General features: G+C 67.5%; 9 protein-coding genes, 3 tRNA genes and 2 pseudogenes. 5 read left to right on the top strand and 9 right to left on the bottom strand.

Translation table 11 applies throughout. From position 1 onward, the window contains the following. Positions 1-9: 9 nt before the first annotated feature. From pglZ to DY245_RS00975, 3 genes are read left to right on the top strand one after another with little or no spacing between them, the layout of a single operon-like run. Positions 10-2,769, top strand: a complete 2,760-nt coding sequence (gene pglZ, locus DY245_RS00985; RefSeq protein ID WP_244942747.1) for a BREX-2 system phosphatase PglZ — start codon at positions 10-12, stop codon at positions 2,767-2,769. Beyond that, positions 2,766-4,094, top strand: a complete 1,329-nt coding sequence (gene brxD, locus DY245_RS00980; RefSeq protein ID WP_128502440.1) for a BREX system ATP-binding protein BrxD — start codon at positions 2,766-2,768, stop codon at positions 4,092-4,094. Before pglZ ends, brxD begins: the two co-directional genes overlap by 4 nt. Then, entirely contained in the window at positions 4,091-6,223 is a 2,133-nt protein-coding gene (locus DY245_RS00975) for a DEAD/DEAH box helicase (RefSeq protein WP_128502439.1), read from the top strand. The genes brxD and DY245_RS00975 overlap by 4 nt, the downstream gene beginning before the upstream one ends. Before the next feature lie 58 nt (positions 6,224-6,281). Here the strand turns inward: DY245_RS00975 and DY245_RS45635 are convergent. The 9 genes and pseudogenes from DY245_RS45635 to DY245_RS00935 form a co-directional block, all read right to left on the bottom strand. Then, positions 6,282-6,473 (bottom strand): annotated as a pseudogene (locus DY245_RS45635) (PIN domain-containing protein); the annotation flags it as partial. Between the two features lie 165 nt (positions 6,474-6,638). Further along, entirely contained in the window at positions 6,639-8,411 is a 1,773-nt protein-coding gene (locus tag DY245_RS00965; RefSeq protein WP_128502438.1) for a WD40 repeat domain-containing protein, read from the bottom strand. A gap of 26 nt (positions 8,412-8,437) precedes the next feature. Further along, positions 8,438-9,268: a nucleic acid/nucleotide deaminase domain-containing protein gene (locus DY245_RS00960; protein ID WP_128502437.1), complete on the bottom strand. Its 831-nt coding sequence runs from the start codon at positions 9,266-9,268 to the stop codon at positions 8,438-8,440. 70 nt (positions 9,269-9,338) lie between these two features. Further along, the gene (locus tag DY245_RS00955) at positions 9,339-9,911 is read right to left on the bottom strand and encodes an SUKH-4 family immunity protein (RefSeq protein WP_128502436.1); all 573 of its coding nucleotides are present in this window, start codon (positions 9,909-9,911) and stop codon (positions 9,339-9,341) included. Between the two features lie 97 nt (positions 9,912-10,008). Further along, on the bottom strand, positions 10,009-11,688 hold the full coding sequence (locus tag DY245_RS44045; protein ID WP_181923453.1) for a nucleic acid/nucleotide deaminase domain-containing protein: 1,680 nt from the start codon (positions 11,686-11,688) through the stop codon (positions 10,009-10,011). Positions 11,689-12,192: 504 nt separating this feature from the next. Beyond that, positions 12,193-12,311 (bottom strand): annotated as a pseudogene (locus DY245_RS48080) (peptidoglycan bridge formation protein FemAB); the annotation flags it as partial. A gap of 529 nt (positions 12,312-12,840) precedes the next feature. After that, a tRNA-Ile gene (locus DY245_RS00945) sits at positions 12,841-12,914 on the bottom strand. A gap of 180 nt (positions 12,915-13,094) precedes the next feature. Then, positions 13,095-13,167, bottom strand: a tRNA-Asn gene (locus DY245_RS00940). A gap of 5 nt (positions 13,168-13,172) precedes the next feature. After that, positions 13,173-13,245: transfer RNA gene (locus DY245_RS00935), tRNA-Asn, on the bottom strand. A gap of 219 nt (positions 13,246-13,464) precedes the next feature. Here DY245_RS00935 and DY245_RS00930 point away from each other — a divergent pair. Both DY245_RS00930 and DY245_RS00925 read left to right on the top strand, forming a co-directional pair. Then, positions 13,465-13,764: a YtxH domain-containing protein gene (locus tag DY245_RS00930; protein ID WP_128502435.1), complete on the top strand. Its 300-nt coding sequence runs from the start codon at positions 13,465-13,467 to the stop codon at positions 13,762-13,764. 79 nt (positions 13,765-13,843) lie between these two features. Next, on the top strand, positions 13,844-15,164 hold a 1,321-nt coding region (locus tag DY245_RS00925), incomplete at its 3' end, for an FGGY family carbohydrate kinase (RefSeq protein WP_181923452.1).

Below are 15,164 nucleotides of genomic sequence, written 5' to 3'. Positions count from 1 at the left end.
GGAGCCCTCGTGCCTGAAGTCGACCAGCGGGTCATCACCGGACTGCTCACCACCCGGCTGGCCCGCACCAAGGGCCGGCGGCTGCTGCTGGTGCACGGGAAGTACGCGGCGGGTGGACCCGAGGAGTTCAGCGTGCCGGTCGGCGACGGGACACGGCGCAAGGTCCGGGTCACCCACACAACCTCGGTGCTCGGACTCACCGACGCCTGGCAGGCCCATCTGGCCGCCGAGGGCGCGGACTTGCTGGTGGTCACCACGGATGTACCGGGGGAACGGATCAGTCTCGATCTGCTGGGCGAGATGGTGCGCTCGCAGATCATCGCCGTCGACGAGGCCGATATCGTTAAGCAGCTCTTCGGCGCCGCCGACCTCGACCCGCGGATGCGACGCGATCCGTGGCTGTGGCTGCCGGCCGCGCTGATCGACGCCGAGGCCGATGCGTCCCAGGGCGGCTGGCCGCAGTACGGCGCCGTGCTCACCCTGGACGCAGCGATGCGCGCGTTGGTCGGGGTGCGGCTCGGACTTGAGGGCCTCTTCGAGGGAGGGGCGTCGGTGGACGTCGACGCGCTGCTGGCCTGGTCCCGTACGCCGGGCGGACCCGAGCGCCTCGCCGTGCTGTCGGAGGCCGAACGCCGGGGCATCACCGAGTGGCTGGCGCAGAGTGCGGGCGAGGCTGCATCCGTGCTGCTGCGGCTCGCGCTCCAGGGACGGGGGCCCGAAGCCACCGCGTTGGGTGTGCTGGCGTCCGTCATGACCGGGGACACGGCGTCGGCCGACGCGGCTGTGGCACTGGGCTCGGTGTTCGGGTTGGGATCCCGGCCCTCCGAACTGCGCGCCTACGCACGGGCGGTGTCAGGCACCCTGACCCGCTGGATCGGCGAGGCCTCGGGCCGGGGGCCGCAGAGTGAGGAGGCCCGGCAGTGGGTTGTGGATGTGCTGCACCAGGCTGACCGGCTGGCAGACAACGCCCATCTGACCGCCGCGCTGGCCGGCAACCCCTTTCTTCCGTCCGGCTTCCAAGCGCGGCTGCACGGGCTGGCCGACGCCCTGTCCGAAGGGCCGCAGGCCGCTCAAGCCGCCTGGGAACATGTGGTGGAGCATCAACTCGCCGCCGTCCTCTACCCGAAGCGGGTCGAGCTCGCGCGCATGGCAGTACGGCTGCTTCGCTGGCTGGAGGCACCGGAACCGGCCGTTTCCTCGGTCGGCCAGGCAGTGAGTGCGCATGTCGCCGACTGGGGGTGGGTGGACCGGGCGCTGGCACAACTGTGGGTGGGCGACGGAGAGACCGAGCCCGTGCTGGCGCAGGCGTATCGCGCGGTGCACGACGCGGCGCGACGACGGCGGGCCCTGCTCGATAAGGCGTTCGCGGCTCAGCTCGGTCCGTGGGTCCAGCGCGCCACCGCCGCGCAGCCCGGTGGGGCGCTGCCCATCGAGGATGTCCTGCGGACGATCGCACTGCCACTGGCGAAGGTGCGGCCGCCGCTGGTGCTCGTCCTGAACGGGATGAGCAGCGCGGTCGCGGCCCAGCTCGGCGAGGAGCTGACCGGCGCGGGGCGGTGGAGCGAACTGTCCAGCGACGGGCAGCGGGCCGCCGCCGTCGCGACGATCCCTTCGGTGACGGTGATCAGCCGGGCGACCTTGCTGTGCGGACGGCCGGTGTCGGGCGGTCAGAGCGTGGAGAAGGACGGGTTCACCGCCTTCTGGAAACAGCACCGGCACGCGGCGGTGCTCTTCCACAAGAGCGAGATCCCCGGACCGGACGGGCAGCTGCTCGATCCACGACTGGTCGCGGCGATCGCCTCGGACGACGTGGTCGGTGTCGTACTGAACACGATCGGCGAGAGTCTCGATCACGGGCAGCGGAGCGCACTCGCCGACTGGTCGGTGAGCCGGGTGAAGTACCTCGCCGAGCTCCTCAACTCCGCGCGTGGGCAAGGGCGTCCGGTGGTACTGGTGTCCGACCACGGGCATGTGCTGGACCGGACGAAAGTCGAGGTCAGGCCGCCGGCCGCCGAAGGTGTGGAGTCGGCCCGCTGGCGTACAGGGGCAGAGGCCGGTGAAGGCGAGATCGCGCTTTCCGGACCCCGGGTACTGGAGAACGACGGCCGGGTCACCGTGCCCTGGTCGGAGGAGATCCGTTACACCCCGCGCAAGGCCGGGTACCACGGCGGTGCTGCGCTCGCTGAGATGACGGTACCTGTACTGGTCCTGGCACCGTCGGCCGAACTGGCACCCGCGGAGTGGAGCGAGCTGCCACGCGAGTCCATACAACCGTCGTGGTGGGAGGCGGAGACCCCATCCGCGCCCGTCCCCACCCCCGTCAGGCCGGCGAAGAGGGCGGCGCAGGCCAAGCCGAAACCACGGCCGCAGGAAGGCGAGCTCTTCGCCGACGACGCGGTCAAGGTGCCCGCCGCCGCCCCACCGGCGGAACCGGCCATGCTCACGCTCGGCCAGCAGATCCTCGACACCACGATCTACAAGCATCAGCGCAAGTTCGTCCGCAAGTCGCCGGAGCACAAGGTGGTGGCCTCCGTCATCGACGCGCTCGACCACGCGGGCGGCACGCTCTCGCTCGCGGCGGTCGCAGCGGCCGCCATCGGCTCGGGTGGCCGTACGAACACCCGACCCGAGGGCCTTGTGACCGTGCTGACCCGGTTGCTGAACATCGAGGGCTACGAGGTCATCAGTCTGATCGACTCCCGGACCAGGGTCCGGCTCAACCGTGAGACGCTGCGCGAGCAGTTCGAGCTGCCCGAGGAGAGCGTGTGAGCGCCGCATCCGTCAGCGCGGCCCGCTGCCGCGAGGTCATCGACGCGCTGCGGCGCGGGACCGTGCCGCAGTCGGGACTCGACCTGTTCGCGGTCGGCCTGGAGCGTTTCGCGCCCGCCCTGGATGAGCGGATCTCCACGATCGCATCGGGCGGCGCGTCCTTCCACGCGATCCGCGGCGAGTACGGGTCCGGCAAGACCTTCTTCGCACGCTGGCTCGCCGAACGGGCCAAGCGGTCCGGGCTCGCCACCGCCGAGATCCAGATCTCTGAGACGGAGACCCCGCTACACAAGCTGGAGACCGTCTACCGCCGGCTCACCGAGCGGCTGACCACTGCGACCGAACCGGCCAGTGCGCTGCGCTCGGTGATCGACGGATGGTTCTACACCCTTGAGGAAGAGGTAGACGAGGCACATCCCGAACTCGCCGAGGACAACCAGGCGTTGGAGGCGGCAGTCGAGGACCTGCTGGAGGAACGACTGCGTGCGGTCGCACAGACCACGCCAGCGTTCTCAGCGGCTCTGCGCGGCTACCGCAAGGCCACGCTCGCCGGGGATTCGGCGACCGCCGAGGCTGTGATCGCCTGGCTCGGCGGCCAGAAATCGGTGGCCGCCTCAGCGCGACGGACCGCAGGGGTCCGCGGAGACCTGGACCACTTCGCGGCGCTCGGCTTCCTCCAGGGGCTGCTCACCGTACTGAAGGACTGTGGGCACCCCGGGCTCCTGGTGGTCCTGGACGAGATCGAGACCTTGCAAAGGGTCCGGGGGGACGTAAGGGAGAAGGGGCTGAACGCACTGCGTCAGCTTCTCGACGAGATCGACGCAGGTCGCTTCCCCGGACTCTTCCTGGTGATCACCGGCACCCCCGCCTTCTATGACGGACAGCAAGGCGTACAGCGACTCCCACCGCTCGCGCAGCGGCTGGCGACGGACTTCTCGACCGATCCGCGCTTCGATTCACCGCGGGCGGTCCAGTTACGGCTGACCGGCTTCGACCTCGCGCGACTCGGCGAACTGGGCCGTTCTGTAAGAGACTTGTACGCGGGCGCGGCCAAGAACCCTGAGCGCATCGCCGCACGGGTCGACGATGCGTACGTCGCCGAACTGGCCACCGCCATGACAGGCAAGCTCGGCGGACGGGCCGGGATCGCCCCACGGCTGTTCCTGCGCAAGCTCGTCGCGGACGTACTGGACCGGGTCGACGAATTCGACGAATTCGACCCGCGCAAGCACTACGCGCTGACAGTGAACGCCACCGAGCTGAGCGAGGTCGAGCGCAACGCGGCAGCCGACAGCGCCGACGAGATCGAGCTGGAGCTGCCGTGACAGGCGCCCCCGAGCCACTCGACCGGTTGCATCCCGGACTGGTCCATCACATCGTCAACACCCTGGGATGGCCAGGGCTCCGCCCTCTGCAGGAGGAGGCGATCGAGCCGCTGCTCGACGGCATGGACGCTGTTCTCTTGGCCCCGACCGCCGGCGGCAAGACTGAGGCCGCATCCTTCCCACTGCTTTCGAAGATGGCGCAGGAGGACTGGACCGGCACCTCGGTGCTGTATGTCTGTCCGCTGAAGGCGCTGTTGAACAACCTTCTGCCGCGCCTGGAGACGTACACCTCCTGGCTGGGGCGGACCGCCGCCCTGTGGCATGGAGACGTGTCGCAGCCGCGCCGTAAGAAGATTCTGCGGGACCGGCCGGACGTACTGCTGACCACACCGGAATCACTGGAAGCGATGCTCGTCAGCACCAATGTCGATCACCGGGCATTCTTCTCCGGACTCCAGGCCATCATCGTCGACGAGGTGCACGCCTTTGCGGGGGATGACCGGGGATGGCACCTGCTGGCCGTACTCGAGCGACTGCAGCGGGTCGTTGGACGACCGGTACAACGCATCGGGCTTTCCGCGACGGTGGGAAACCCGGATCAGTTGCTCGCCTGGCTACAGGGCTCAGGGACCGGACACCGCTCCGCGCGGGTCATTGCCCCGCACCTTCGCGAGGAATCCCCTGCACTGCCACCACCCGGCGACATCCAGGTCGACTACGTGGGCTCCCTGGAGAACGCGGCCACTGTGATCGCTGCCCTGCACCGCGGCGAGAAGCGGCTGGTGTTCTGCGAATCACGCCGACAGGTCGAAAAGCTCGGAGAGAGCCTGCGGGCCAAGGGCGTGACCACCTTCCTGTCCCACGCGTCCCTGTCAGTGGATGAACGGCGGCGAGCAGAGGAAGCCTTCGCCGAAGCACGCGACTGCGTGATCGTCTCGACCAGCACCCTGGAACTCGGGATCGACGTAGGCGACTTGGACCGCGTCATCCAGATCGATGCGCCCGCCACCGTGGCTTCCTTCCTCCAGCGGCTTGGCCGTACCGGCCGGCGGCCAGGTTCCACCCGTAACTGCCTGTTCCTCACCGTCGACGAGGACGGACTGATCGGTGCGGCAGCCCTGCTACTGCTGTGGTCACGCGGCTGGGTGGAGCCAGTGATGGCCCCACCAGAGCCCCGGCACATCGTCGCCCAACAAGTACTGGCCCTCTGCCTCCAGGAGCACCGGGTCGGAGACCGACTGTGGCAGGAATGGTGGGGAGGGCTTGGCCCCTTCGGAACCTCGGCCGAGCCCATCGTGCGCCACCTGATCGAGGAGGGGTTCCTGGACCGGGACGGAGGGATGCTGTTCATCGGCCCCGAGGCGGAACGCCGCTTCGGCTACCGGCACTTCATGGACCTCACCGCGGTGTTCACCGCGGCTCCGGAATTCACGGTCCTCTCGGGCCGTACCGAGATCGGCACGACCAATCCCGCGCTGCTGACCGAAGAAGTGACGGGTCCTCGGCGTCTGCTCCTCGCCGGACAGAGCTGGCAGGTGACGTACATCGACTGGTCCCGGCGGCGATGCTTCGTCGAACCGGTCGACGGCGGCGGCAAGGCGCGCTGGGGAGGAACAGGTTCCGGCCGGACCGCGTCGTACGAACTGACTCGCGCGGCACGGGAAGTGTTCCTCGGCGCGGACCCGCCGGTCACCCTCACCGGGCGCGCCAAGACCGCGCTCGCCCAAGCACGCGAGAGCAGCTCGGAACTGGTCCACCCCGACGGGACAGTAGTCGTAAGGGGCGGGCGCGACACCAACGTGCGCTGGTGGACCTGGGCCGGCTACCGGGCCAACGCGACCCTGGCCGCCACACTCACCACGGTCGCCGATCCGCTGCAGAGGCCAACCGATACCTGTATCCGACTTCGCGAGGACGTGACGCCCACGGAATGGAGGAAGGTCATTTCGGAGGCCGCCGATCAACTGTGCCTTCCCACAGTGGATGCGCATGCGCTGAACGGCCTCAAGTTCAGCGCCGCACTGCCAACCCGGCTCGCGGAGGCCACCCTGGCCGCACGACTCGCAGATCTGGACGGTGCGACGGCTGCGCTCAGTGAACCGACCAGGTTCACAGTCTTGGGACAGTGACTTGGACATCGATCAGCGAGAGGCCAAGAGGCGGACACCGTGGACCGGCCCCAGGAGATCAGGCTCGTACGTCTCGCTGCTGAACTTCCTTGAGCACTCCGGCCACCGTCGCGAAGTCGTTGTCCACATGGAGGACGGTATGCCCGTGGTGGACCGCGGTCGCACACACCAACAGGTCGATCGCTCCTGCCGCGCGATGCTGACCCCGCTGGGTCAGTTTGTACTAGGCGGTGTCGACCCAACGCCAGCTTCCTGTCCTTGTGTCCCGACTGCGTCCCGAACACGTCCAGGATGGACCAGTCGACCTGACGCCAGCGCTCACCTCTTTACCTGGACGCCGTCTCCGGAAACGCGGCTTGGCACCCCCACGTCACCCTCGTGAGCGCCGCCCACCTGTTCCTGGCTGAATGATCGGTCAGGCCCAGAGTCGGTCAAGGTCGAGTCGTATCGCGTGGAAGCCGTCAGGGCCACTGACGGTCAGTTGCCCTGTGGGTGTGAGCGCAAGGGCACTGCAACGGTAGAGAAGTGGCAGTATCTGGACCTTCCCGCTCAGAATGTGCCAGAGGTGGATTTCGGAGTCGTTCCACGCGGCGGCGAGGAGCGGGCCGGCAGGAGTGCTGGCGGCAGCGAGGGCCGTGACGAGGGCTGGGCGTTGGTCGACAGGGGACTCCATCGGGCGCTGGGAGGTTTCCCACAGGCGGATCGAGCCGTCGAAGGCGGCGCTGATGGCGAAGGTGAGGTCTTCGTCGGGTAGCCGCAGGCAGGTGACGGCCGTGACGGGGACCGTATGTAGGCGCCAGGTCTGGGGGGTCGGCCGGTATTCGGCCAGGGACCAGAGGTGAACAGTGCCGCTGGCGTCACCAATGGCTGCCAGGGACGACTGAGGGCAGGAGCCGAGAGCCGTGGGCCGGTGGGTGTCCGACGTGAGCAGGGCGTGGCTGTGATGGGAGGCGATGTGCCCGAGCACGGTGGCGGCCATGCCCTCCTCGTCGGACGTGAGAGGGTGCAGCGGCCCGGTTTCGTCGAGAATCAACAGTGCGTCGGTGCCGGACCCTGCGATGCCGGAGGGACGGATGGCAGGAGGTGAAGGCAGTATTCCGGTGCGGTGCCCCGTGGCTGGGTCGTGCGTGTGCAGCCGGCCCAGGGGGTCGGAAACCAGTAGCTGGCCCTCATTTCCTGGCAGTTGAGAGTGCGTAGCGGCAGGCACCCCGTGCTGCGCCCAGGTGGCGGTCCAGCAGTGCTGATCGGCGAGGGGGCGCAGGTACTCGCTGAGGGTGGGGCTGGTTCCGAGGGATGCAGCGTGCAGCAGGGCACCCCGTTCGGTGTCGCTGTGGTCGACGGAGGAAAGTTGTGGGGCGGCGCGTTCCCAGATCACGCGCAGGCCGGACGGGGCCGGGGTGGCGGTGCTGTGGAGCGCGGTGGTGATTGCCGTGGCCGAGCCGTGAATCAGGAACCCCGGGTCGGCGAGCAAAGCCCGGACGGCTGCGCCGTCGTCGTCTGCGTGGAGTGCGGTGTCGAGGATGTGTTTCCGGACCGTGTGGGGAGCTTGGCTCCAGTCCGGCCTGCCATCGACGGTGCGGGGGATGGCGGCGAAGAGGGACGCGAAGTCTGGTGCTGCGGTGTTCGGGCGTGCGGCGCCGGGGAACGGTGCTTCGCCAAGGTCGATGACGTGATGGTCCAAGGTACTGAGAAGGTCCGTTGAACCGGCCTCTACGACAGCTCGCACATGAGGGAACTGCACAAGCGAGGAGAGGAGTTCGTCGACGATCTTCTGAGAGGCGGCTGACGGCTGGTCGGGGTGTCCACGCCCGGCAAGATGGAAGTCGGGCACCAAGAGCAGCAGGGGCCGTTGGTCGGCGGCTACACGGTTCAGGAGGCGGTGCGGCGGCACGGGGCCGTAGCCGAGTTGACGGCCCATCTCCCAGGCGAGGGCGTCGGCGGTGAGTCCGTCCGACGGTACGGCGGCGTGGGCGGCGGTGCGGGGATGACTGGCCGACCCGGCGAGGAACCATGCGAGCAGATGGCTTTTGCCGCTCGCCCGCCCACCCCGCAGGAGGCACAGTCGCGGAAGGCTGTCGTCGGTCGTGGCCGTCCAGTCGAGCAGTGCACGGCCAACGTGTGCGCGGTGTGGATCTAGCGGCGGCCATGCCGCCATGTCGGGTGCTGATGTGGCACTTGCAGTCGTCATCGTATGGTCCCCCTCGTCCGTGACCATTAGGAAGGCTGCGCTGCGGCCTCGCGGAGGAGGCGGATGCCCTCGGCACGGGATTCAGCCGACTCGCCGTAGGGGAAGTTGTGGGTCAGTTCGGCGTGCGGGAAGGTCTGGGCCATCCACAGGGCGCAGTAGTGGCCCGGCAGGAAGCACGGTTCCAACTCTGTGTGGATCTTCACCACTTGGTCGGGCTCGATCCCCGATCCGCTGAGGGCGGACCACAGGCGTTCCTCAGGGTGGAGGCTGACACTCCCGGCCCGGGTGACGATCTGGTTCTGGCCGTTGGCACCGACGTATTCGAAGGCGGCGTACCACTCTGTGCCAGCCGTGTCGCGGATGTCATCCAGTACGAGCGGCCACCAGCTCTCGCGGTCGGCGAAGGCAGCTGGGTCCAGACGGCGCAGCCGCCGCTCCGCCCGCGCAAACGCATCCGCGGCGGTTTGAGGTTGGTCGGTCCCAAGGATGGCGCGCAGCGCCTGGTCCAGTTCAAGGAGGGACTGGGCGAAGTTTTCAGGCGAGGAGTTCACAAACCGGAGTGACTCGTCGTAGCCGAGGAGTACGGCACGCATGGCACCCGTGCGATCAGCGCAGATCTCGTATCCGTGGTCAGTGCCGACGCGCGCCAAACCCTGCTCGTCCGCTTCCGCATCCTGCCCGACGGAGGCTGCGTACTCCCCGAGGGCAACGGGGTCAGTGGCAGTGGTGGAGAAGTAGGGACCGACTTGCCAGGGAACAGCTACGTCTGCGATTCGGCGGACACTCTCGGGTGTGCTGAACGGATCACCAGCCGCCGCATCCACGAAATGTCTCATTCCGCCGTCAAGGGCAGCCATGGAAATCTCCTCGCGATCTGTCTGACTTAATTACTGGAAATGGTTCCAGCCTCCAGCAGGGGCGGGTATTCTATCGAGATTCAGGGTAGGCCACATATTCCAGAATGTCATGCCACCGCGAATGATCTGCCTCCAGAGCTTCGGGGTCGATTTCCCGCATCTGGTCATTCAGCCGCCGGGTAGCCCCTTCCGCATCGAGGGAATCCTGTTCTGATTCGAAATCCCAGTTCGTCCGCTCCTTCTCAAGGAGATACAGGAAGTGAGCGAAAGCATAGAGGTCCCTGTTGAGCGGATAGACCTCTTCCTCGTCGGCTGGGAGGCAATAGATGACCCCCGTGGTGCCGTCCAGGGCGATGTCGTCGTAGGGAATCATGCCGAGCAGCAGCCAGTTTTCGGCGTGGCCGGGAAGGTTTGTCCAGGATTCATCCAGATCGTCATAGCAGTCGCCCACCGTCTGGAGTTCTTCCGTAGTCGCTTCGATCAGGTCGAACCAGGGGTTGGGGCGGGATGGAATGCCGACGTGGCGCAAGAAGTGCAAGCTTGGTTCGTGCTGGATACCCTCCAGCAGTCCCGCCGGTAGGGTCACCAGCTCGTCAGGGCCGAACTCGGCTTCAAGGGTGTCCCGGTCGATGGGAGTCGTCATGCCGTGACCTACTCTGTCGATCGCGATATGGGCGGTTCGATACTATCATTTATGAAGCGGGTTTTGATGCCCGGAGGTAAATGGGAGGGGAGCTTCACTACCTGTGTTTATTCGCCTTCAGGCGATCCAGATAATTCATCATGTCCGCATTACCTTGCGCTCGGGACTGAGCTGTGGAGCCGTATTCGACGCTGTGCGTCACTTGAACATGCGGTAACCTTTCTTTCATCCATGCACTGCAGTTAGCCCCTGACGAACACGGGGCACGTTCTGTGTACAGCTCGCTCATCCTCCCCCCTGCCCCGTCTCGCATGGTCGGGAAGCCGATCATTCTTTCGGAGTGCCTGAATCCTGAGCTTCGCGCGACCAGTATGAAGTCTCCATTTTTGTCGCTGCTTTCGAAGCGGGCGGCGGCATAGTTGTTGCTCTCAAATTTATCCTTACCGTTGACCTGCTTGTGGTTGCCGTAGCTACCGTCTGCGTGGCGGGCGAGTTGGGTGGCCCGGGACAGCGGCGTGCTGCCAAGCTCAACCTGCTTCGAACCTGTGAGGGGACGGGGCTTCTTCTTTCCCTGAAGCTTGAGCGAGGGTTCGCCGGCCTGGGCCCTACCAACATTGTCGCCGTCAAACTGGAGGCCGATGCGCTTCTTATCGTCATCGGTCAATTTGTCCGTCGACCCGTCGGAGCGTAGGCGCCTGACCGTTCCGTCGTCCCCCATCAGGTACATCGGTGTACCGTCGTCCCGCTTGCGCAGCTTGGCTATCGACAGGGCGGTCTCGTCGTCGTTGTCTCGATGGTTCTTGGCCATCTTCTTGACGCCGCCGGTCATAGCCTCGTCGAGATGCGTGGCTGTCCTCTTGACGCCCTTCTCCAGTCCGTCCATGACCTTGTCGATCATCGGAGCGGCGGCGTTGGCGATGACGTCCTTGCCGCGGGTGCGCCCATGGTGGCTCTTGGCTCGCCCGAGCTTGCCGCCGGCTTTGTTACGGAAGGTGCCACCGGCACTCTGCAGTCCGGTGACAGCACTGTCATGGGCGTCAGGATCGAAGGTGAAGCCGCCGCCGGCACCACCACCACCGCCTCCCCCTCCCCCACCGCTCCCACCGCCGGCGCTCAGCAGCTGCATATCGGTAGCGGCGGACTTCCCAGCGTCCTTGCCCGCCTGGGCCGCATGGCCGAGGTCAACGCCCTTCTGCATACCAAGGGCGTTGGCCCCGAGCTGCACCACCAGATCGCCGACCATCGCACCAAGAGCTTCCTCAACAGGGGTCAGGGCGGCACTGACCACCTGCTCGACGACCTGCTGACACACCTCTTTGATGATCCTGCGTACTGCCAGGCGCGTGGCCTGAGTGCCCGCCAGTGCTCCCAACTCGGACAGGCCGAATGTGAAGGGAGCCGCGACCTGAGCGGCGACCACCTCAGCGGCGAGAATGCCGAGTTGAACGATTGCGGCAATTTTGGCGCCCTCGATGAGCAAAGCCACGCCGTCCATGGCCGTCCCGGCCAGGCGTCCGCACTCGGCGAGACCCTTCAGATGCTTCCCGTTGATCTTGCTCCAGTGGGCGTTGAGCGCCTCCACTCCCAGTGAACCGCCCGCCGAGCCGACGAGGCTCTGGATGGCTTCATGCGCCTCGTTCGCACCGCCATCGATGTCGTCCGCGAACTCCCGCAGCGCATCAGCCATATCACGGTAGTCGTCCTCATCCACATTCGGCCATGAAACGCCGATGATGTCGAGGATCTCGTCCGCCCAGCCCGGTAGCACAACACCCACGCGAAACAAGCCCCCCGTCGATCAATTCACCACAAGGAGGTAGACGCTGTCATTTAGGTGACGGTTCCTCAAGAGACATTTAGGCCTGCGGTACGCACCCCGCAGCCAGCAAGTCTCATCGAGTACGCAGTGCAAGGACGGTGGTCCAGCTTGGGAGTCAGGTGCCTCGGTGAACGCTGCGCTGAGCCCACGCGGGCCCTTCACCGCCGTCGGTCTGGCGCGAGCAGCAGGATGAAAACTGTTCCCGCCCCCCGGCGGGACCGGTACCGCACCTCTACCAGTCGAGGCAGGCGGGCTTGGTCTGGTTTCAGCCGGTGCCATAGGCGGTGCCTCTACCTGGTGACGATGTCCTCGGCGGCCACGGTGCCTTCAGCGTCGGCATCGATGTCCAGCTAGCTGGCCAACCCTCCGCGCCAGGCGCCTCCCAGCGATGCCGTCACCCGCCCCCGTCAGCGGTCCGGCACACCCCTGTCCGGTCACGGTCGGACAGCCATCCCATCTGGCCAGACGCGTACCGACGAGGCGGTCCTGTTGGTCAAACCAGCCCAGGCACTCCGCCCGCCAGTCCGGCTTCACGTCCCCCATGAGGGAACCTGCATATGACCGACTGCGAGCCGGCGCATGACGAATGCACGATGCTCCTCGCGATTGATCGCCTTCAGCTGATAGCTCGTGGCGTGCACCGCGACAGCCTGCGGGACGCAGCTCTCGCACAGATGTGTCCAAGTAACCGAATCGATCACCTGCTCGCCGTGCATCACCCCGGAGCGTTCCAGAGCGCCCGGCTGAGTCACCAGGGCTTCCAGACGGTTGTCCAGCGCGAGGCGTGCGGCCCCGCGGTCCACCAGCCGGGGGCGACGATCTCCCGCCGACCGCCGTGGACGGTCGATTCACCGCAGGTCCGCGTGACAGTGACCGTCCGGTAGCCCGCGTCCTGCCGGCGTCCCGAACCGCGTCCCCTCCACCATCGAAGGGCCACCCGACACGGCTCACGACGACCACGAGTCGCCAAACCTACGCAGGTCAGCGTGGCTCCAATGATCCGAGAAGGGCGCGAACCGAACCCCTGACCAGCGGATTCAATCCGTTGGTCAGGAGTTCCAGATCGGAATCTCCGTCAGAGCATGTTCGGCAGGTCAGCGACCTGCCGAGTGGGGCGGGTGGGACTCGAACCCACGGCCGACGGATTATGAGTCCGCTGCTCTAACCGGCTGAGCTACCGCCCCCTCACGGCGCGTCGCGCACATTTGTGCGCGCCGTCTGCCGCAGCATAGCTGCTCATACGATCTGCTGCCCGTGAGGGCCGCCGTCGCGCGACCGCGCACGCCCAAGAGGACTTCGATCATTGGGGATTCGGTTCCACGGCACAAGAAAAAGGACCCCTTGCGGGGTCCTCGTTCTCTCTGCTCCCCCGACTGGACTCGAACCAGTAACCCTCCGGTTAACAGCCGAATGCTCTGCCAATTGAGCTACAGGGGACCGAGCTCCCCCGACTGGACTCGAACCAGTAACCTGCCGGTTAACAGCCGGCTGCTCTGCCAATTGAGCTACAGGGGATTGCTCTGTGTGCCTCGAATGCACCGCTGTCCGGGGCTCCGGACGGCGCGCGCTCGCTGCGACACATACATTAGCGCAAGCAGGGGGGTGCTCCGCCAATCGGTATCGCCTCAGGTCACCTCGGGTGATCTCCGGCCCCGGAGGGTAGGCGCGCGGCACAGCCCGGCACCCCGGTGCGTACGGCACCGGACGGGACCGACGAGAGGGAAAGGTGGAGCGATGCGCTACCGGCTCACGTTCATCGCGGGACTGGCCACGGGGTACGTGCTCGGCGCACGGGCCGGCCGCGAGCGGTACGAGCAGCTCCGCAAGGCCGCCCAGCGGGTCGCGCAGAATCCGGCGGTCCGCAACAGCGCCGAGACCGTGGCGCTGACGGGGCGGGAGACGGCGGCGAAGGCGTTCGGGGCTGTTTCCGCCAAGGTCGGGGACCGGCTGCCCGGGCCCGTCAGCGACCGGGTCCGCTCGCTGCGGGAGCAGCGCGCCTCCGACGAGGACGAGTGGGGCACGAGCAACACCTGAGGCCGAACCCGGCGCGGCACCCTCCCGGGGCAAACCCTGACTCTTTCCTTATGCGTCCCATGGGGCATCATCTGGGGCCATGGGGATAGTCGCCGGATTGGACAGTTCGTCCGAGAGCACACGGATCGTCGTCTGCGATGCGGACACGGGTGCCGTCATCAGGCAGGGGTATGCGCCGCACCCTGTCGAGAAGGGGCCCGAGGCCGATCCGCAGGCATGGCTGATGTCACTCGGCGAGGCAGCGGGCAATGGGCTGCTCGAAGGGGTGCAGGCGATCGGCGTCGCGGCGCAGCAGCACGGTCTGCTGCCGCTGGACGTCGAGGGCAATCTCGTACGGCCCGCGCTGGTGGGCAATGACAAGCGGGCGCAGAGCGCGGCCGCGGACCTGGTCGACTCGCTGGGCGGGCGTACCGCGTGGGCGCAGGCCGTCGGGGCGGTGCCGCAGGCGGCGCACCTGGTGACGAAGCTGCGCTGGCTGGCGCGTACCGAGCCGGCGCATGCGGCCCGGATAGCGGAGGTCATGCAGCCGCACGACTGGCTGGCCTGGCAGCTGCTGGGGCGGCCGGCGCGGCGTACGACGGACCGCGGCGGGGCCTCGGCGACCGGGTTCTGGTCGGCGGCGACCGAGTCGTACCGGCCGGATCTGATCGAGCTGGCGCTGGGCCATCAGGTGCGGCTGCCGGAGGTGCTGGGCCCCTCCGGGACCGCCGGTTTCACCCCGGAGGGGCTGCTGATCTCCGCCGGTACGGGCGAGACGATGGCGGCCGCCTTCGGGCTCGGTGTCGGCGAGGGTGACGCCGTGGTGTCGCTGGGCGCCTCGGGGTCGGTCTTCGGGATCCATCACGAGGCGCTGGTCGATCCGAGCGGCACGATCACCTCGTTCGCGGACGCCACCGGGCGGCATCTGCCGGTGGTGCACACCAGCAACGCGGTGCGGGTGCTGCGCGGCGCCGCGGAGATGCTGGGGACTGATCTGGAGGGCCTGTCCGATCTGGCACTGAAGTCGTCGCCCGGTGCGTACGGCATGGTGCTGCTGCCCTATCTGGAGGGCGAGCGGACGCCTCATCTGCCGCACACCGCCGGGTCGTTGCACGGCATGCGGCGGGAGAGCATGAAGCCCGAGCATCTGGCACGGGCGGCCGTGGAGGGCATGCTCTGCGGTCTCGCGGATGCGCTGGATGTGCTGCGCGGGCGGGGTGTCGCGGTGCGCCGGGTGTTCCTGCTGGGTGCGGCCGCGGAGCTGGGCGCGATCCAGGCGGTGGCGCCGGGGCTGTTCGGGGTGCAGGTCGTGGTGCCGCAGCCGGCGGAGTACGCGGCGCTGGGTGCGGCGCGGCAGGCGGCCTGGGCGTGGGGGGTCGCGCACGGCACGCTCACCCCGGCCGCCGGCGCGGAGGCCGGGC

It is taken from the genome of Streptomyces inhibens, from assembly GCF_003389455.1.
In the GTDB taxonomy this organism is placed as follows: domain Bacteria; phylum Actinomycetota; class Actinomycetes; order Streptomycetales; family Streptomycetaceae; genus Streptomyces; species Streptomyces inhibens.
This window is presented reverse-complemented; position numbering and strand designations above follow the sequence as displayed.

Coding starts and splice junctions, on each gene's coding strand:
- DY245_RS00965 (WP_128502438.1), bottom strand. CDS start 8,411: ATGACGACTGCAAGTGCCACATCAGCACCCGACATGGCGGCATGGCCG.
- DY245_RS00960 (WP_128502437.1), bottom strand. CDS start 9,268: ATGGCTGCCCTTGACGGCGGAATGAGACATTTCGTGGATGCGGCGGCT.
- DY245_RS00955 (WP_128502436.1), bottom strand. CDS start 9,911: ATGACGACTCCCATCGACCGGGACACCCTTGAAGCCGAGTTCGGCCCT.
- DY245_RS00930 (WP_128502435.1), top strand. CDS start 13,465: ATGCGCTACCGGCTCACGTTCATCGCGGGACTGGCCACGGGGTACGTG.